The 17161-nt window shown below is 61.2% G+C and carries 22 protein-coding genes and 2 tRNA genes; 14 read left to right on the forward strand and 10 right to left on the reverse strand.

Annotation, left to right across the window (positions count from 1 at the left end; all coding sequences use genetic code 11):
* Positions 1 to 57: 57 nt before the first annotated feature.
* The 6 genes from DFO46_RS08865 to DFO46_RS08890 form a co-directional block, all read right to left on the reverse strand.
* A complete protein-coding gene (locus DFO46_RS08865; RefSeq protein WP_120277052.1) occupies positions 58 to 522 on the reverse strand; it encodes a hypothetical protein in 465 nt (154 codons plus the stop codon).
* Positions 500 to 853, reverse strand: coding sequence for a hypothetical protein (locus DFO46_RS08870; protein WP_120277053.1), 354 nt, complete (start codon positions 851 to 853; stop codon positions 500 to 502). The genes DFO46_RS08865 and DFO46_RS08870 overlap by 23 nt, the downstream gene beginning before the upstream one ends.
* Positions 854 to 1029: 176 nt before the next feature.
* Positions 1030 to 1842 (reverse strand): TIGR04255 family protein, encoded by an 813-nt coding sequence (locus DFO46_RS08875; protein WP_281039920.1) that lies wholly within the window; start codon positions 1840 to 1842, stop codon positions 1030 to 1032.
* Positions 1843 to 2040: 198 nt separating this feature from the next.
* Positions 2041 to 2114, reverse strand: a tRNA-Cys gene (locus DFO46_RS08880).
* A gap of 136 nt (positions 2115 to 2250) precedes the next feature.
* Positions 2251 to 2490, reverse strand: coding sequence for a hypothetical protein (locus tag DFO46_RS08885; RefSeq protein WP_110793190.1), 240 nt, complete (start codon positions 2488 to 2490; stop codon positions 2251 to 2253).
* Between the two features lie 141 nt (positions 2491 to 2631).
* Positions 2632 to 2916, reverse strand: coding sequence for a hypothetical protein (locus tag DFO46_RS08890; RefSeq protein WP_183041867.1), 285 nt, complete (start codon positions 2914 to 2916; stop codon positions 2632 to 2634).
* Positions 2917 to 3080: 164 nt separating this feature from the next.
* Here DFO46_RS08890 and DFO46_RS08895 point away from each other — a divergent pair.
* From DFO46_RS08895 to sseA, 8 genes are all read left to right on the forward strand, one after another.
* Positions 3081 to 3155, forward strand: a tRNA-Asn gene (locus tag DFO46_RS08895).
* 184 nt (positions 3156 to 3339) lie between these two features.
* Positions 3340 to 3567: a hypothetical protein gene (locus DFO46_RS08900; protein ID WP_110793191.1), complete on the forward strand. Its 228-nt coding sequence runs from the start codon at positions 3340 to 3342 to the stop codon at positions 3565 to 3567.
* A gap of 148 nt (positions 3568 to 3715) precedes the next feature.
* Entirely contained in the window at positions 3716 to 5176 is a 1461-nt protein-coding gene (locus tag DFO46_RS08905) for a deoxyribodipyrimidine photo-lyase (RefSeq protein ID WP_120277055.1), read from the forward strand.
* A 102-nt stretch (positions 5177 to 5278) separates the two neighbouring features.
* Positions 5279 to 5533: a type II toxin-antitoxin system Phd/YefM family antitoxin gene (locus DFO46_RS08910; protein WP_110793193.1), complete on the forward strand. Its 255-nt coding sequence runs from the start codon at positions 5279 to 5281 to the stop codon at positions 5531 to 5533.
* Positions 5526 to 5972 carry a type II toxin-antitoxin system VapC family toxin gene (locus DFO46_RS08915; RefSeq protein WP_245422539.1) on the forward strand — a complete coding sequence of 149 codons (447 nt, stop codon included), beginning with the start codon at positions 5526 to 5528 and terminating at the stop codon, positions 5970 to 5972. Before DFO46_RS08910 ends, DFO46_RS08915 begins: the two co-directional genes overlap by 8 nt.
* 210 nt (positions 5973 to 6182) lie before the next feature.
* Positions 6183 to 7220, forward strand: coding sequence for a cysteine synthase A (locus tag DFO46_RS08920; protein WP_120277057.1), 1038 nt, complete (start codon positions 6183 to 6185; stop codon positions 7218 to 7220).
* A 20-nt stretch (positions 7221 to 7240) separates the two neighbouring features.
* The gene (locus DFO46_RS08925; protein ID WP_120277058.1) at positions 7241 to 7978 is read left to right on the forward strand and encodes an alanyl-tRNA editing protein; all 738 of its coding nucleotides are present in this window, start codon (positions 7241 to 7243) and stop codon (positions 7976 to 7978) included.
* A 20-nt stretch (positions 7979 to 7998) separates the two neighbouring features.
* Positions 7999 to 9426 carry a 3-mercaptopyruvate sulfurtransferase gene (gene sseA / locus DFO46_RS24315; protein ID WP_120277059.1) on the forward strand — a complete coding sequence of 476 codons (1428 nt, stop codon included), beginning with the start codon at positions 7999 to 8001 and terminating at the stop codon, positions 9424 to 9426.
* 3 nt (positions 9427 to 9429) lie between these two features.
* Here the strand turns inward: sseA and DFO46_RS08935 are convergent, their stop codons facing one another.
* Together DFO46_RS08935 and DFO46_RS08940 are read right to left on the reverse strand one after the other, a co-directional pair.
* Complete coding sequence (locus tag DFO46_RS08935) at positions 9430 to 9894, reverse strand: hypothetical protein (RefSeq protein ID WP_120277060.1); 465 nt, start codon at positions 9892 to 9894, stop codon at positions 9430 to 9432.
* Between the two features lie 52 nt (positions 9895 to 9946).
* Entirely contained in the window at positions 9947 to 10858 is a 912-nt protein-coding gene (locus tag DFO46_RS08940; protein ID WP_120277061.1) for a DUF4344 domain-containing metallopeptidase, read from the reverse strand.
* 222 nt (positions 10859 to 11080) lie between these two features.
* On the opposite strand from DFO46_RS08940, the gene DFO46_RS08945 reads away from it, so the two are divergent.
* Both DFO46_RS08945 and DFO46_RS08950 read left to right on the forward strand, forming a co-directional pair.
* The gene (locus DFO46_RS08945; protein WP_120277062.1) at positions 11081 to 11638 is read left to right on the forward strand and encodes an OmpA family protein; all 558 of its coding nucleotides are present in this window, start codon (positions 11081 to 11083) and stop codon (positions 11636 to 11638) included.
* Positions 11639 to 11790: 152 nt separating this feature from the next.
* Complete coding sequence (locus DFO46_RS08950; protein WP_120277063.1) at positions 11791 to 12282, forward strand: DUF1203 domain-containing protein; 492 nt, start codon at positions 11791 to 11793, stop codon at positions 12280 to 12282.
* 20 nt (positions 12283 to 12302) lie between these two features.
* Here the strand turns inward: DFO46_RS08950 and gcvA are convergent, their stop codons facing one another.
* Positions 12303 to 13199, reverse strand: a complete 897-nt coding sequence (gene gcvA, locus DFO46_RS08955) for a transcriptional regulator GcvA (protein WP_120277064.1) — start codon at positions 13197 to 13199, stop codon at positions 12303 to 12305.
* 180 nt (positions 13200 to 13379) lie between these two features.
* Between gcvA and DFO46_RS08960 the strand changes: the two genes are divergently transcribed.
* Positions 13380 to 14318 (forward strand): DMT family transporter, encoded by a 939-nt coding sequence (locus tag DFO46_RS08960; RefSeq protein WP_245422540.1) that lies wholly within the window; start codon positions 13380 to 13382, stop codon positions 14316 to 14318.
* Between the two features lie 111 nt (positions 14319 to 14429).
* On the opposite strand, the gene ald is transcribed toward DFO46_RS08960, so the two are convergent.
* The gene (gene ald, locus DFO46_RS08965; protein ID WP_120277065.1) at positions 14430 to 15548 is read right to left on the reverse strand and encodes an alanine dehydrogenase; all 1119 of its coding nucleotides are present in this window, start codon (positions 15546 to 15548) and stop codon (positions 14430 to 14432) included.
* A 160-nt stretch (positions 15549 to 15708) separates the two neighbouring features.
* Between ald and DFO46_RS08970 the strand changes: the two genes are divergently transcribed.
* The 3 genes from DFO46_RS08970 to DFO46_RS08980 all read left to right on the forward strand — a co-directional run bounded on the left by DFO46_RS08970 (position 15709) and on the right by DFO46_RS08980 (position 17114).
* Positions 15709 to 16170, forward strand: coding sequence for an Lrp/AsnC family transcriptional regulator (locus DFO46_RS08970; protein ID WP_110793203.1), 462 nt, complete (start codon positions 15709 to 15711; stop codon positions 16168 to 16170).
* A 91-nt stretch (positions 16171 to 16261) separates the two neighbouring features.
* Positions 16262 to 16597: a PilZ domain-containing protein gene (locus DFO46_RS08975; RefSeq protein ID WP_110793204.1), complete on the forward strand. Its 336-nt coding sequence runs from the start codon at positions 16262 to 16264 to the stop codon at positions 16595 to 16597.
* 178 nt (positions 16598 to 16775) lie between these two features.
* A complete protein-coding gene (locus tag DFO46_RS08980; RefSeq protein ID WP_120277066.1) occupies positions 16776 to 17114 on the forward strand; it encodes a PilZ domain-containing protein in 339 nt (112 codons plus the stop codon).
* Positions 17115 to 17161: the final 47 nt, after the last annotated feature.

Consider the following 17161-nt stretch of genomic DNA (forward strand, 5'->3'; position numbering starts at 1 on the left):
TCTGTTGAGAAGGGTTGGAATGCCCGTATTAGCGCCGCGGTAGGGCCGGTACTATGCTCAGCCGATAGCCAGCGACACTCCGGGGAGAGCGACGTACCACGTCGCGAGAGCCGCAAGTTTCCGCTGCTTCCCCCTTGAGAACGATCCCCATACCTCACCATGGTAGGGGTTCGCTGGTTGGTTCGGAGGCTCTTCATCCAGCGGATCAAAACCAACCTTGAACTCCTCCGCTCGAAGGTCTCCGGCGGAAAACCTAATTGAGCCAATCCAGCGTGGATTGGTGACATAAGCGTGAGGGTCAAGCCCGGCAGCGACGATCAGAGCCTCGAGGTCAACCGACATGCCTTGATTGTCACCGGACGACGCCTTGAGTGCCATCGATGATAACCTACGGTTCCCGTCCTTGTCCTCGACAATCCATTGCTCTTGGACCCGACGGATGACTCCGTCGCCGTTGCCAATTTCAGGGTGATCGTGAGGCTCGACAGCGCCTTTCTCGTCACGCGGCGGCGGCGTCAGCATTGGCAATCGCCTCTGAAAGCTGCTTGATCCACAACACAATTGGGCGGAAGTCGAAGGTAAGCTCAACCTCTTCGCCGTCTACGCCCGTTGCGGCAGTCTCCCGCCATGCATGAACACTGTTCGGGCGGCGAACATGAAGCTCGATGTCACCCGCTTCGGTATGCCACTCAATCTGAACGTCACCTGCCACGCCGGGGATGACCTGAGGACCCGGCCCGCCGGAGGGAAGAATGCTTTCGAGCATGCGCAAGGCAAAACTTGCCGTCTCGAAGCTGACAGGCTGACCCCGATAGCCATCCCACCCCACCGGAAGCCGGATGAGATCTTGCAACTTGGTTTCAACCGCTTCTCTCCAATCGCGAGCCGGAGCCTGAACGACTACCCGTTGTGCCGCAGATATCCTGCGAGATGGCGAAGCCGCTTGTTCGAAAACGCTGGCGGCTCTGCCCACGGAAGCCCTCGGCGCCCAGGAGCCTGGCGAATAGGCGCTGATAGCAGTTGCCGAACTCATGGTTTCCTACCCCAAATGTCATGTGCGGAATCAGTTGTCAGGTCTGTGAAAGTATTCACTACCATCTCACGTCCTACTTTCAAGAATTCTAACGCACCTGAAATCGTCGGTTGCGATGGCGCACCACGAGCGGTGAGCGTGAACACAAACACCCGCTGTCCGTTCAGGTTGCTGACGCCGGACTGAACCTCGGAATGCAGGCGGCCAATTGGTGCGCCGCTCGCATCAGATATGGTGCGCCGGAAGTTCGCAGCAAAGTCCTCGGGCTTCTCGCCTGAAATTTGAGCGAAGCGAAAAATGTCCGATACTTCGAGGGACCGTTCTGGACCGTCAGGATAAACGTGATTGATGTAGGAGATTTCGCACTGCGTGATGTTAAGCTTCTGTGATGCGAGCGTCGACACGTACTTATCGAGAGTTCGAAGCTCATGCTCGAACCGGACAACCATTTTTTCGAAACGGGGGTACTCATTCGACATATCGCCGACCTTCCGCCAGTTGTGCAGAAGCCGGTCGTCCTGAAACTGAATGAGCTCGTCCTTGTCAGGCGACAGAAACCAATAGCGGTCATGTTGTGCGCCTGTGGTCATGTTGAAACTGAATTGCGGACCGCTTGGAAGGCCGAACGTCTCGAAAGTGGGGACAAGGGGAGGCTGCTCCTCGACCGTGGGGAACTCGTCGCGGTACAGCTGCCAAACCTCATATGCAAGGATTTGCTGATAGCCCCGAGGCATGGAGAACTGAACGCCGAGAACGACCTCGTTCAAGGGCGGCTTGCTATAGTCCGGTAATGTAACAGGTCGGCTCACGTCAGGCCTCAAAAATCAGTCAAGCTCACTTGCCTTTAATGGAAAAACCAGGCGCTCGGCGAAGTGATACAGAAAATGGGGCGCTTCCGGTAGTCGGGGAGATGAGTTTTCGACCGGGACGATAGCGTAAAGCTTCCGAGTGCATTCGTCCTCGGAGTTTTCCAGATGAATGATTATAGAATTCGTTGAAATAAAAAATGGAGGCCTCGCCCGGAATCGAACCGGGGTGCAAGGATTTGCAGTCCTCTGCGTAACCACTCCGCCACGAGGCCGTCCGGTAGAAAAGAGCGTGTGGTGGCGCGGATTTAGACGCGATCTAAAAAAACCGCAAGAGGCATTTTCGGGAATCGGCTGTTTTTCGACACACGCTTGCGCGGCCCTCCAAAAAGCGGCGCCACTCTCGCCCGCTCACCCCCGCCGATTGAGCAGACGCATGGCAGACAGCGTGTCTGCGGCTTCCGCGAGCTTGGTTGGATCGGTGATGCCTGCGAGATAGAGCTTGATCACCGCCTTGCCGACGCTTTCCCGATGGATATCGCGGTCACGTCCACTGCTGAGCGCACCGATACCGCGCATCGCGTCTTCCATGATGCTGAAGTCTTGTGGCGTGAGTATCATCGGGATCCCCGCCGTCTGGAGGTTGATCATTCACCCTCACCCATTTTTTTTCGGAGGAACCGTTCGGGCAGGATCGCCGTTCGGTGTGCCCCGACTGTCTGAGCTTTCTACGCTGCTTTGAAAGCGCGCGCATTTCACTAAGACATGTCCGGGGGCATCGGGGAGCGGCGATCAGCCTTGTACGGGCGGCCCCCGGCGTGCCGCCCTTCTGCGGCTCCACCAGACGGCTGCTCGGCGGCGGCGGCGGCGGACGAAAGCGAGGTCATGCGAGAGCACGACGAGGCCGAGCGGCACCATCCAGAAGCCGAGCACCGGCAGGAAACCGAGAATCCCGCCGCCGATCAGCGCAGACCCTGTTGCGATCCGACCCGCCCTGGAACGGGGGATCGGGATCTCGAAACGGCCCAGCACGAGGCGACCACGGGCCTGGTCGATGCGGTAATGTCGTTCTGCCAAGGTCTCAAACTCCAGCAATTGCAGCGATCTTCAGCATCCGCCCCCGCTCGAGCAGATGGGTGGTCCACAAATAAAAACAAGGCGATGACATTTTTTTTGAAAAACCGCTTGGCAAACGGACCGAGCATCAGTATTACCCCGCTCACACCGCGCCAAGCGGCTGTTCCCTGGTAGCTCAGCGGTAGAGCATTCGACTGTTAATCGACAGGTCGCCGGTTCGAATCCGGCCCGGGGAGCCATCTCATTCTTAAAAGGCCTGCGCGGATAATGCTGCGCAGGCCTTTTTGTTTCTCCTTCAATCCGACGGCACTGCATGATCCGCCATGATCGCAGCGTCGTCCGGTCTGAAACCCCCTCTTCATCTTTGGCTGCTATTCGCATTTGCAGATTTTGACCGATCAAAGCATGCAGGAGAATAGGCCGATGTGGCTCCAGCTTCATGACGGGGATGGCTTCCCCCTCTTCGTGAACATGGACAATGTGGTGGATTTCCGCTGGTACGAGCGGGAGGGCTATACCTGCCTGCTGACCACCGCGCCCGTCGCCGAAAAGCTGCACCGGCTTTATGTGCGCGAAAACGCCGAGAAGATCATGGCGCTGCTGCGCGCCGAACAGGATCGGCTGCGCACCGGCAGCCGCGGGGCCGCATAACGGGCCAAGCCTGCGTCCGACATCGTCGCGACTGAGAAGCCGCCCGAACGCAGGAGGAGGCAACGGCGGACAAAAGCGCGGACATGCGTGATCTTTCCGCCCGCGGGCTGCGTATGGCTTAGACAAAGCCAACGACAAGAAGATTGCCATGCCCGCTGATGCCGCTCCCTCCCGTCCGAAAACCGTCCTTCTCTGGTTCCGCAAGGATCTGCGGCTTGCCGACAACGCAGCCCTTGCCACCGCCGTCGATGAGGGCGCCGAGGTCATCCCGGTTTATATCCTGGAACCTGAAGACGCCGGCACCGGCCCGCTCGGGGCAGCGCAGGCCTGGTGGCTGCATCATTCGCTGGAGGCCCTTGCCAGCTCTTTGAAGCACCATGGCAGCGGGCTCGTCTTGCGCCGGGGGCCGGCATCCGAGATGCTCAAAGCCTTGATTGCCGAGACGGGCGCCGACGCCGTCTTCTGGAACCGGCGCTACGATCCGCCGGGCATTGCCATCGACAAGGCGATCAAGGCTGATCTGACCGAGCGCGGGCTGGTCGTGCGCAGCTTCGCCGGCCAGATCCTGCATGAACCCACCAAGCTGAAGACCGGGGCCGGCGGCAATTTCCGTGTCTACACTCCGTTCTGGAAGGCACTTGAAGCGTCCGGCGAACCGGCCGAACCGATCCCGGCGCCGGCCCGCATCCCCTCGCCCGCCTCGCCTCCCAAAAGCGAAGCGCTCGAAGACTGGGCGCTCTTGCCGACGAAACCCAATTGGGCCAAATCCTTCGAAGGTCCCTGGCAGCCCGGCGAGACCGGCGCACAAAAGCGGCTCGCCGCGTTCGTCCAGTCCGGCCTCAAGGGCTACCGCACCCGCCGCGATTTCCCCGGCGAAGCGCATGTCTCGATGCTATCGCCGCATCTCGCGCTCGGCGAAATCTCGCCAGCGAGCGTCTGGCATGCGACGCGCGGTCTGTCGGAGGACTATTCCAGCGAAGACTATATCCATTTCCGCAAGGAACTCGTCTGGCGCGATTTCTCCTATCACCTGCTCTTTCATTTCCCGGATTTGTCCACCCGCAACTGGAGTGCCAAATTCGACGCCTTCCCCTGGCGCGATGCGCCGGACCTCTTGGAGAAATGGAAAAAGGGCCAGACCGGTTACCCGATCGTCGATGCCGGCATGCGCCAGCTCTGGCAGACCGGCTGGATGCACAACCGCGTGCGCATGATTGTCGCCTCCTTCCTGATCAAGGATCTCTTGATCGACTGGCGCGAAGGCGAGCGCTGGTTCCGCGACACGCTTGTCGATGCCGATCCGGCATCCAATGCCGCCAGCTGGCAATGGGTCGCCGGTTCCGGCGCCGACGCCGCCCCCTTCTTCCGCATCTTCAACCCGACCAGCCAGGGCGAGAAATTCGACCCCGAGGGCGTTTACGTCCGCCGCTTCGTGCCGGAGCTGAAGGACATGCCGGATAAATTCATACACAAGCCATCGGAGGCGCCGCTGACGGCGCTGAAGGAGGCAGGCGTCAACCTCGGCAAGACCTATCCGCTGCCGATCGTCGATCACGGCAAGGCACGGGATGCGGCGATGGCGGCGTTTCAGGGGTTGAAGGCGGAGTGAGGGCCTAGGCTTCCAGCCTTGAAAGTCCGTGGAGATCGTTCGCTTGATCGACACCGTACCCTCCGCTAAAATGACCACATATAGTCATCTCGGGAGATCCCCATGTCGAGCATGAGTGTTGCCGATGCCAAGGCCGGTTTTGCGAGCCTCGTGGACGAAGCAGCCAATGGCGAGTTCGTAACGATCACCCGCCACGGAAAACCTGCTGCCATGCTGGTCAGTGTCGAGGCCGGAGAGGCGGCGAAACGGGCGATGGCGAAGCCGAGGCCGAACTTCGGCGAGTTCCTGATGTCCTATCCCGGCCCTGCCGATCTCGAACGCAACCCATCTCCCATGCGGGATGCCGAGCTTGAGTAGCGGCTTCCTCATCGACACCAATATCATCTCCCTCTTTTCGCCCGACCGGAAGCAGGCGCCGTCTGAGGCGATGCGGATGTGGTTCCGGGAACAGGGCGATATCCTCTACGTATCAACCATCACCTTGGCCGAGATCGAGAAGGGCGTGCGCCGCCTGCACCGTCTTGGTGGCGTAGACAGGGCGCAGCGCTTGAGTGCCTGGCTCGATTCGATCACCGAAACTTTCGGCGACCACGTCCTCCCTGTTGATCCCATCGTCGCCCGGATCGCCGGCGGCCTCGATGATGTCGCGACAGCAACGGGTGCCCATCCGGGCTTCGCCGATATCCTGATTGCCGCAACCGCCAAGGCCTATGGGCTGACCTTGATCACCGCCAATCTGAGACACTTCATGCCTCTCGGCGTGGCCTGTGATTTTCCGGAAGCCTTCCGCACCTAACTCCCCCGAACGCATTTTCCCTCCCTCCGTCGCTGCGCGAAAAGCCATTCCTTGCCTTTGACGGCCTCCAAGCCGAAAACACCGTTTCAATCCCGCGCCAGCCGCTTAACCCGCATAATTTTGTCCAGAAGGACAAAATTGCGCGGCACCCCGGTTTTCTTCCCCGCGCATTTGGTTCTAGTGTCCGCGTCAGACGAAAAGGCACATCTCATGGCATTTCATCCCTCGGTTCTCGAAGCGATCGGCAATACGCCCCTCATCCGGCTGAAGGGCGCCTCGCAGGCGACCGGCTGCACCATTCTCGGCAAGGCCGAATTCCTCAATCCCGGCCAGTCGGTGAAGGATCGCGCGGCCCTCTTCATCATCCGCGATGCCGAGCGGCGCGGCTTGCTGCGCCCCGGCGGTGTGATCGTCGAGGGCACGGCCGGCAACACCGGCATCGGGTTGACGCTGGTTGCCAAGGCGCTCGGCTATCGCACCGTCATCGTCATCCCGGAAACCCAGAGCCAGGAGAAGAAGGACGCGCTGAAGCTGCTCGGCGCCGAACTCGTCGAAGTGCCGGCGGTGCCTTACAAGAACCCCAACAACTACGTGAAGATCTCCGGTCGTCTCGCCGCCCAGCTTGCAAAGACCGAGCCGAACGGGGCGATCTGGGCGAACCAGTTCGACAACACGGTCAATCGTGACGCCCATATCGAGACGACGGCGAAGGAAATCTTCGAGCAGACCGGCGGCGCCGTCGATGGCTTCATCTGCGCGGTCGGCTCGGGCGGAACGCTTGCCGGCACCGGCATCGGCCTTCGCAACAGGAAACCCGGCGTCAAGATCGGCATTGCCGATCCCGAGGGTGCGGCGCTCTACGAATATTACAAGAACGGCGAGCTCAAATCCTCGGGCTCCTCGATCACCGAGGGCATTGGCCAGGGCCGCATCACGGCGAACCTCGAAGGCTTCACCCCCGATTTCGCCTATCAGATCCCCGATGCCGAAGCGCTCGACATCGTCTTCGATCTCGTCGAAAACGAGGGCCTGTGCCTCGGCGGCTCGTCGGGCATCAACATTGCCGGCGCCATCCGTCTCGCCAGGGAACTCGGCCCCGGCCACACCATCGTGACGATCCTCTGCGACTACGGCAATCGCTACCAGTCAAAACTGTTCAACCCCGACTTCCTGCGCTCCAAGAACCTGCCGATCCCGACGTGGCTCGAAAAGCGCGCCGATTTCGATCTCCCCTTCGAGACCGCCTGACATCCATTGAAAGCAGTACCATGACCACCATCGCCCTCTACCGCGACGATTTCTATCTCTCGACGGCGGAGGCGGTGGTGACATCAGTTCATGAGGACGGCACAGTCGAACTCGACCAGACCTGCTTTTATGCCGCCTCCGGTGGCCAACCAGGCGATACCGGCTTCCTCGAACGCGAAGACGGCAGCCGCATCCAGCTTTCCGAAACGCGACACGGTGCCAGCAAGGACATCATCCTCCATCGTCCGGCGGAGGGTGAGCCCCTGCCCTTGCCCGGCGAAAAACTCGTGCTGCATGTCGACTGGCCGCGCCGCTACAAACTGATGCGCATGCACACCGCCTGCCATCTGCTCTCGGTCGTCTGCTCCTATCCGATCACCGGGGCGGCCGTCGGCGAAGAAGAAAGCCGGGTCGATTTCGACATGGCGGAGACGATCGACAAGGATCAGGTGACGGCAGACCTGATGAAACTCGTCGGTGAAAACCATCCCGTATACCTTCAGTGGATCACGGATGACGAGCTCGCCGGCAACCCTGGCATCGTCAAGTCGAAGAATGTCCGCCCACCCGTTGGCTTAGGCCGCGTTAGCCTTGTCTGCATCGGCGAGAACTCCGCCGTTGACAGCCAGCCCTGCGGGGGCACACATGTTTCCGAGACCCAGGAGGTCGGTGCGATTCATATCGCCAAGATTGAAAAGAAGGGCAAGGAGAACCGCCGGTTCCGCATTCGCTTTGGAGCCCCGGACGCTTCTGCCTGAGGCAATTACGGGAGAAGTGCATGTCCGGTGAAAGAAGCCGTTTCGTCGTTTCGGCGGATTGGGTCGAAAAGAACCTCGGGGCGCCCGGATTTAAAGTCGTCGACGCCTCCTGGTATCTGCCCGCGCAGGGGCGCAACGGTGCCGTCGAATATGCCTCCGGCCATATCCCGGGTGCGGTGTTCTTCGATCAGGACGTGATTGCCGACACCACCACCGGCCTGCCGCATTCCCTGCCCTCGCCGTCCTTCTTCGCGCAGGCCGTTGGCCAGCTCGGCATTTCCGCGGACGACACGATCGTCGTCTATGACGGTCCGGGCTTCTTCTCCGCCCCCCGCGTCTGGTGGATGTTCCGTGTCATGGGCGCACGCCGCGTCTATGTGCTCGAGGGCGGGATCGATGGCTGGAAGGCGGAAGGGCGCCGCCTCGAAACCGATCTGCCCGAACCGGCACCTGTTACCTTCGAAGCCCAGTTCGACCGGGCAAAGATCACCTCCTTCGACCAGATGTCCGGCATCGCCGACGAGGGCGACAAGCAGATCGCCGACGCCCGCCCCGCCGGCCGCTTCACCGGCGAGGAGCCGGAACCGCGGGCCGGCATGCGCTCCGGCCATATGCCGGGGGCGCGCAGCGTGCCCGCCGCCTCGCTCTCCGAAAACGGCCGGCTGAAAGATCTCGCCACCCTGCGCTCGATCTTCATCAATGCCGGCATCGACCTCAACAATCCTGTGGTCACCAGCTGTGGCTCCGGTGTCACCGCTGCCGTCGTGACGCTGGCGCTCGAAAGCCTGGGGCATAGCGACAATTCGCTGTATGACGGTTCCTGGTCGGAATGGGGCTCAAAAAGCGATACGCCTGTTGTAACGGGCGCTGCCGAGCCAATTGCCGACTCCAAGGCGACCGCGCCGCTCACTGCCCATGTCACACGCCTCGAAATGACCTCGCCGCCGAAGTCGAGCCTGCCGGTGCCGGTCAATATCCAGACCGCCATCATGCGCACGCATGAGATTCCGCTCGCCTTCTACCGCTTCCTGCATCGCCAGGTCGGCGCCCGCTGGCACTGGTATGAGCGTTTGCGCATGACCGACGAGCAGCTGAAGGCGATCATTCACAATCCGAAGGTGTCGATCTCGGTGCTTTATGTCGATGGCGCCCCTTGCGGCTTCTACGAGCTGTCGCAGGAAAGCGATGACCTGGTCGAACTCTCCTATTTCGGCCTGTTCGAACACGGGCTGGGGCTTGGCATCGGCAAATGGTTCCTGCTGCAGGCGCTATACTCCGCCTGGACGAGCAATCCGAAGCGGGTCACCGTCACCACCAACTCGCTCGACCATCCGCGCGCGCTGCAGCTTTACCAGCAGTTCGGCTTCTCGCCGGTCGCGACCACCAACGCTCTGATCGATCCGATGACCGAGCAGGAGCTAATGGCGCTGATGAAGCGGGACGGATAAGTCTCAGGGCTGCCTCTGACGAAGTTCAAAGGTCGTCATCGCGAAAGGTATTCCATCGGGATCGTCATCTACTGTCGTGGCAACGGTTCGTTTGACCCATACGTCGCGGAGCGGCATGCATTCCTTCTCAGACAAGACGGTATAGTATCTCTCGTCGAAATTCATGATGCCCCAATCTCCATTCGAATGCAGAACGACGATCTTCGACAGATAGTCCAGCAGTCCCTCGTCAACGACTGTTCCAAACAGCTTTTTGCTAGGGTCGGGAGGCTGTGAAGGGTTGACGCAAACTGTTTCCCAATCCCCCAAGACGACCACATTCATCGGCGCCTCGAGAACTGGATTGCGGAAAAAGAAGTGACTTACGTCGTTTGCTTCAAAATACGTTTCCTGGCGTCCATGTGCAATTTCATAGCCGATGAAGCACCCCGCCGAGAATACTGCCACAAGCCATAGTCGCCACTTCATCTCGGGGTGCTTTCTGTAGGATCTATGCGTCTTCTCTAACCACTAACACTGATCAGTCCTTCAATTTCAGCTTGACCGTATTGGCATTCGCCTCGGCTTCCGGGCTCTCTGACTGTGCCTGCTCGGCATCAGCGTCGGCCGGGGCATTCTGGTTGTTGAAGTAGTTGACCATCAGGGCGGCGTGATAGGCGGCCATTTCGTAGCAATAGGTGATCTCGCGGTCGCCGGGATGCCAGAAGGCGTTTTCCGTGCCGCACGTCTTGCCGGTCACCTTGATGCCGTCGGGAATGTCGTAGCCCTCGCCATAGGTCGCCTCGATCGTCTCCAGAACCTGGTTCTCCTTCAGGAGATCGGCGAAGGGCTGAAGATCGGCATTGTTGGCCGGCTCATAGGTCACGGTGAATTTGGATTTCTTGGCCTCGTCCTGATGCGCTTCCAACAGCCCGAACCAGCTGTCGCGGATCTTGGCATATTCCTCGACACATTCCTCGCGGCGCTCGGCCGGGAAGTCGAGCGAATCGATGAAGGTCTTGAAATAGTCCGCATCGGCGCCGGCCATCATGCAGACGATGGAATAGGCGCGCTGGCGATCAAGCCCGTGGGTATCGAGGAAATCGCTGTCGTCCAGCGCATCGCCATTGGCTTCGTCGATCAGGAACCAGCCGTCTGCCGCATCCCGCATGGCTTCCTTCAGGTCCTCGTCCTCGCTTTCGAGCAGCATGACGGACGACAAGGCGTCGACGGCATCCTCCTCGCGGCCGAGAACCGGCAGGCCAAGCTCGGACACCAGCATGTGGCCGGATTCATGAAAGAGGATGAAGAGCGCATTGTTGACGATGAATTTCTGCCCCTCCGCGATCTGCTCGGCCGTCAGATCGGCGGCGCTCACCCGATCGGCGGGCGTGGAAAAGAAGGCCGCAACGGACGCCAGCCCTATGGCACAACAGGTTTTCAGTGATCTCATCTGGAATGCCCCCGATCCCGATTCGCATGGGATCAACACTGCCCCGAGTCAGGAGGCAGGAGAAATGCTTTTTTCGGGGAAATCAGACCTTCCGGCTTGCGGTTTCGCCACTCTCCAAACCCTGTTTCCACCCCCCGAAATATAGAGGTCAGCCGGCCTCCGCCGGATTGCAATTCACGCCTTCTCTGACACACTCCGGCACAGGGAGACACGGGGGAATCAATGAAAAGACGGGCATTTCTGGCAGGCGTCGGCGTCAGCGCGACCCTTGCCTCGATCAAGGTCGGCCTGGCGCAGGAGGGGCCGAGCGAGGAGATGATCCTGCGCCGGCTCGATGCCGCGCCGTTGCGGCAGATCGCACCGGAGAGCCGCGTTACGCTCAACGAATTCAAGCGCCGGCCGGACCTGCGCCGCGCGGCCCCCTCGATCGATATCCAGGCGATCAACTTTGCCACCGGATCGGCCGAAATCCCGCGCTCGGAGTATCGCAAGGTGCAGCAGATTGCCCGCGCCATGGAGCAGATCCTGAGGCGGCGGCGCGGCGTGCGCTTCCTGATCGAAGGCCATACCGATGCGGTGGGCACCGCCATGTCGAACCAGATCCTGTCGGAGCGCCGCGCCGCATCGCTGCGGCTCGTGCTCGCGCGAGAATTCGGCGTTCCGCCGCGCCTGATGGAGACGGTGGGTTACGGCGAGGATTTTCTCCTCGTCCCGACAGAGGCGCCGGATTGGCGCAATCGCCGCGTGACCCTGCGCCGGATCGACGATTTCATCCGCTGAGACGGTTGTTGTTCGGCCCGACCACATCCGGGTGACATGGCGCCTGCAGCACGTGATGGCCGATTGTCCTCTCCAAGCGCAGGAATCGGGTGGCCGGCTCTGCTGATCCGGTCGAAGGATGGACATCGTTCCATCCTCACGGAGATCCCACCATGACACCCCAAATTCGCTTCGTTGCCATTGGCGAGCACGAGGCTTCAGCCTACCGCGCCGGTGCAGCCGACGCCTACGGACTTGCCCCCGAACGCCGTGTCTCGCCAGGCGGCTATCCTTGCCGCCATTGCCTCAACGAGATTGGCGCCGGCGAGGACTATCTGACGCTTGCCTATCGCCCCTTTCCGACGCTGCAGCCCTATGCCGAAACGGGACCGATCTTTCTCCATGGCCAAGCCTGCCCGCGCTATGCCGCAGCCGAGATCCTGCCGCCCATGCTATCGGGACCCGACTACATCGTTCGCGGCTACGGCGCCGACGACCGCATCGTCTATGGTACCGGCGCCGTCACACCCACGGCGGAGATCGCGGGCCGCGCGGCAAGTCTCCTGACAGATCCCAAGATCGCCTATGTGCATGTGCGCTCCGCCCGCAACAATTGCTACCAGTGCCGGATCGAGCGCCGGGACAACGCAGACAAGGCCGCCTGACGTCCATGTCACATCTGGGATCAAGCCGGCGGCAGACGCCCGACCTCGCGCAGCAACCAGTCACGGAAGGCAACGACCTCAGGCCGGCGAAGGGCCGAGAAAGGCGAGATCAGATAATAGGCATAGGCCTGCGTAATCGTATGCTCGAAGGGGGCTACAAGCCGTCCGGCGGCGATCTCGCGCTCGACAAAGGCGTAGCGCACGAGTGCGACGCCGAGGCCGGCGAGAGCCGCCTCGATGGCACCGTTGCCGCCGCTGAAGACGGCACCACGCCCCGCATCGATGCCGGCCGCCCCCATCTCGGACAACCATTTGCGCCAGTCGTCGGTGTTTTCGTCATGCAGCAGCGGGATCTCGGCCAGATCGGAGACATGCTGGATCGTGCCGGCACGCCGCACGAGCTCGGGGCTCAGAACGGGCAGCAGGCCGTCCTCCATCCACAACACGCTGGAGAGCCCGTCATAGCGTCCGCTGCCATGGCGGATGGCGAGATCGATGCCATCGCGTTCCAGGTCGAACAGGCGATTGGAGCTGTTGATCTGGATGTCGATATCCGGCATCTCGGCCTGAAATGCCGCCAGCCGCGGCAGGAGCCATTGGGCCGCAACGCTCGCCGTGCAGGTCACCGACAAAGTGGCTGCCCGGCGCTGCACGGTCACCTCCGCCGTCGCCTCCCGGATCAGCGCGAAGGCTGCCTGGATTCTTGCCGCGTAGGCCGTGCCTTCCGGTGTCAGCACAAGGGCGCGCGGCCGGCGCAGAAAGAGCGGCAGGCCGAGCGCGGTTTCGAGCTCGCGAATCTGCAGGCTGATCGCGCCTGGGGTCACATGAAGCTCGCCGGCCGCGCGGGTCATGCTCAGGTGGCGCGCTGTCGCCTCGAAGGCCCTGAGCGCATTGAGCGGCGGCAAAACCATCTTCATGATTTAGTTTTCCTCAATCGTTCTCGCAGAAATCGTCGTTTGTCCAGCACCTGCGGTTCAGGCTAGCTATCGGACAGACAACGAGACCACAGGCCGCCAGAACCATTCAGGAACCTGGACCCTATGATTGAGTTTTTCCCATATAGGCAGGAATGCCGCAAGCGCAGTTGGAGACACGATATGACGACCTCAAAAAGCATGAGCGGCCGCGACTGGGCCATGCTGACCGCTCTCTCGGTCATCTGGGGCGGCTCCTTCTTCTTCACCGGGATCGCGGTCAAGGAGTTGCCGCCCTTCACCATCGTCGCCGCGCGGGTCGGGCTCGCGGCCCTCGCCCTTCTCGTCGGCCTCAGGATCGCAGGCGTGCCGATGCCGAGATCGCTGAAGGTCTGGGCCGCCTTCTTCGGCATGGGGCTGATGAACAACATGATCCCCTTTTCGCTGATCGTCTGGGGACAGGGCCATATCGCCAGCGGCCTCGCCTCGATCCTCAATGCGACGACGCCGCTCTTCGGTGTCTTGGTCGCGCATCTGCTGACCCGCGACGAAAAGATGACCGGCGGGCGGCTCGCCGGCACGATCGTCGGCTTTGCCGGGGTGGCGCTGATGATCGGACCTTCGGCGCTGTCGGGGCTCGGCTCGCATCTCCTGGCCGAACTTGCCGTACTCGGGGCAGCGCTCTCCTATTCGCTCGCCGGCATCTTTGGCCGTCGGTTCAAGGCGATGGGCATCGACCCTATCGTCACGGCTACGGGCCAGATCTCGGCCTCTGCCGTCCTGATGATCCCGCTTGCCCTCTTCATCGACAGGCCCTGGACCCTGCCCGTTCCGGGTATCCCGACGATCGCCGCGATCGTCGCGATCGCGCTCGTCTCCACTGCCCTCGCCTACATCATCTTCTTCCGCATCCTGGCCTCCGCCGGTGCGACGAACCTGATGCTGGTCACCTTCCTCATTCCGGTGAGCGCCATCCTGCTCGGCTGGCTCTTTCTCGGCGAGGTGCTCGCGACCCAGCACTTCATCGGCATGGCGACGATCGTCGCCGGGCTGGTGCTGATCGACGGCCGCCTCTACCGCCGGTTTTTCACCCCATCCACCCGAGGCTCCCTGCCCGGCTGACACGCCGGCATAAAAAAATGGGCCGGCCGATGGGATGGCCGGCCCAGATCGGCCGTGAACACAATACAACTGCCGGCCAGACGTAACGTAAGGTGACCGGAGAGTGCGACCTTACGCTACGTTCAACACGGCCTCCGGCGCATGGGCCGGGTAACCGAGCGCATCGGCAACGGGCTTGTTGGTGACACGTCCCTTGTGCACATTGAGGCCGTTGCGCAGGTGGCGGTCCTCGGCAATCGCCCGCAGACCGCGATCCGCCAGGGCCAGGCCATGGACCAGGGTCGCATTGTTCAGCGCATGGGCCGAGGTGATCGGAACGGCGCCCGGCATGTTGGCGACGCAGTAATGCACGATGCCGTCAACCACATAGGTCGGGTCGGAATGGGTCGTGGCATGCGAAGTCTCGAAGCAGCCGCCCTGGTCGATGGCGACGTCGACGATGACGGCGCCCTTCTTCATGCCGGAGAGCATTTCGCGGGTCACGAGCTTCGGGGCAGCGGCCCCTGGGATCAGAACCGCGCCGATGACGAGATCGGCCGAGAAGCATTCCTGCTCCAGTGCGTCGATCGTCGAATAAACGGTGTGCACACGGCCACCGAAGATGTCGTCGAGCTGGCGCAGGCGCGGAAGAGAGCGGTCAAGAATGGTGACGTCCGCACCAAGGCCGACGGCCATCTTGGCCGCATGCAGACCGACCACGCCGCCACCGATCACGGTGACCTTGGCCGGAAGGACGCCGGGCACGCCGCCGAGCAGGATGCCGCGGCCGCCATGGGCCTTCTGCAGGGCCGTTGCACCCGCCTGGATCGCCAGGCGCCCAGCGACTTCCGACATCGGCGCCAACAAGGGCAGGCCGCCGCGCTCATCGGTCACGGTCTCATAGGCAACGGCCGTCACACCGGAGTCGAGCAGGCCCTTGGTCTGCTCCGGATCCGGTGCCAGATGAAGATAGGTATAGAGGATCTGGCCGTCCCGCAGCTGCGCCCATTCGGAGGGCTGCGGTTCCTTGACCTTGACGATCATGTCGGACTTATCGAACACGTCCTTGGCGGAGGCTGCGATCTTCGCGCCAGCGGCGATATAGGCGTGGTCATCGGCGCCGATGCCGGCTCCCGCTCCCGTTTCGATCAGGACATCATGGCCATGTGCCACATATTCGCGGACCGCACCGGGGGTCAGACCGACACGATATTCATGGTTTTTGATTTCCTTCGGGCAACCGACACGCATCAAGCGTTCCTCTCATTTTTTCCGCGGCCGCAGCCGCATTGTTTCAGACCCCGAAATTCAAACATTCCCGGCGGAAAATGTCCTTGCAAAATGAAGGCTGGAGCGCGAAACAATTCGCAGCTTCTTGCGTCAGGAAGCCCAAAAATGGGGAAAGCTGCGAATGGCGGAACTCGATGCCATTGATCGTGCCATTCTGAAGGCACTGCAGGAGAATGGCCGCATGACCAATGCGGAGCTGGCGGAGAAGGTCGGACTGTCGCCTTCCGCCTGCTCGCGTCGGCACGACATGCTGGAAAAGTCAGGCGTCATCAGCGGCTATCACGCCCGCCTCGCCCACAAGGCCATCGACTACAAGATGATGGTCATCGTCCATATCTCGCTGTCCGGCCAGTTCGCCAAAACGCTGACCGAGTTCGAAGCGGCCGTCAAACGCTGTCCCAATGTGCTCGTCTGCTACCTGATGTCTGGCGAATATGACTATATCCTCAGGGTCGCCGCCAAGGATCTCGAAGACTATGAGCGCATTCACCGCGACTGGCTCTCGGCCCTGCCGCATGTGGTCAAGATCAATTCGAGTTTCGCGCTGCGCGAAATCATCGAACGCCCCAATGTGGGACTTTAGGGAATGTCCCGAAAATTCTAATGATTTGATTTAGCCTGCCCTTACGCATGGTTGGTAGTGTCACCTGATCATCTTTCGTCAGGATCGTGCAATGACCAACAATCTCGCCATGGATGTTAGAAAGTCTCCTCGCAGCCGCGTTCGCATGGACAGCAAGGTCCGGCACCTCCAGCAGGAGGCGAACGGGCGGGTGATCAACATATCCCGCACCGGTCTGGCGCTGGAACTGTCGGGCAAGCTGCATGCGGCAGCGGGCAGTTCAGTCGTGATCGAAAACGACGACATCGGCCTGCTCGAGGGTGTGGTGCGCTGGAATTATGGCGGACGCCTCGGCGTCATGTTCAAACCCAACAGCAATTCGCTTGCGAAGATTGCGGCCTATTTCCGCAACTTTCATCAGGAAGTGCGCCCGGTCCTGACCCGCTAAGATCGCGTCTGCCCTGATCCCCACCGTTTTACGGTAAACGGGGGGATAAGACCCTCCAATACCCGAAATATGCCGGGGCATTGCACGGCATCTTAACGACCTTGGTCAGTCGCCGTTAAGGCGCCCGGCCGAGGTTTTCTGCGTTTCTTTCCTTGTTTTTCATGGAGCGCAGATTTTCATGCTTGCCATTCAACAAAGCGCCGACGGCCGGCGCGCGCAGCGCATCCGGTGCCATATCCGCGCCACCCTGCAATTCCTCACGCAAAAACTCGATTGCCGCATCATCGACATTTCAAGAACCGGCATGGCGGTGCAACTGCATGGCTGGATCGAGGCGAAACGCGGCAGCACCGTCATCCTCACCTGTCCGGAACTCGGGCATGTCGAATGCAGCGTGCGCTGGTACAGGGCCGGCAAGATGGGCCTGGAATTCGAGCAGACCAGCAATATGGTGGCGCAGATCACCGCCTATTTCCGCAATTTCCACCGCGACCCGAAAAACCTCCAACCATCCTGACGACATCGCGGTCACGTCTCACCCCTGTCATTTTGCAGGTGCAACTG

This window comes from Rhizobium sp. AG855 (assembly GCF_003610655.1).
Classification (GTDB): Bacteria; Pseudomonadota; Alphaproteobacteria; order Rhizobiales; family Rhizobiaceae; genus Allorhizobium; species Allorhizobium wuzhouense.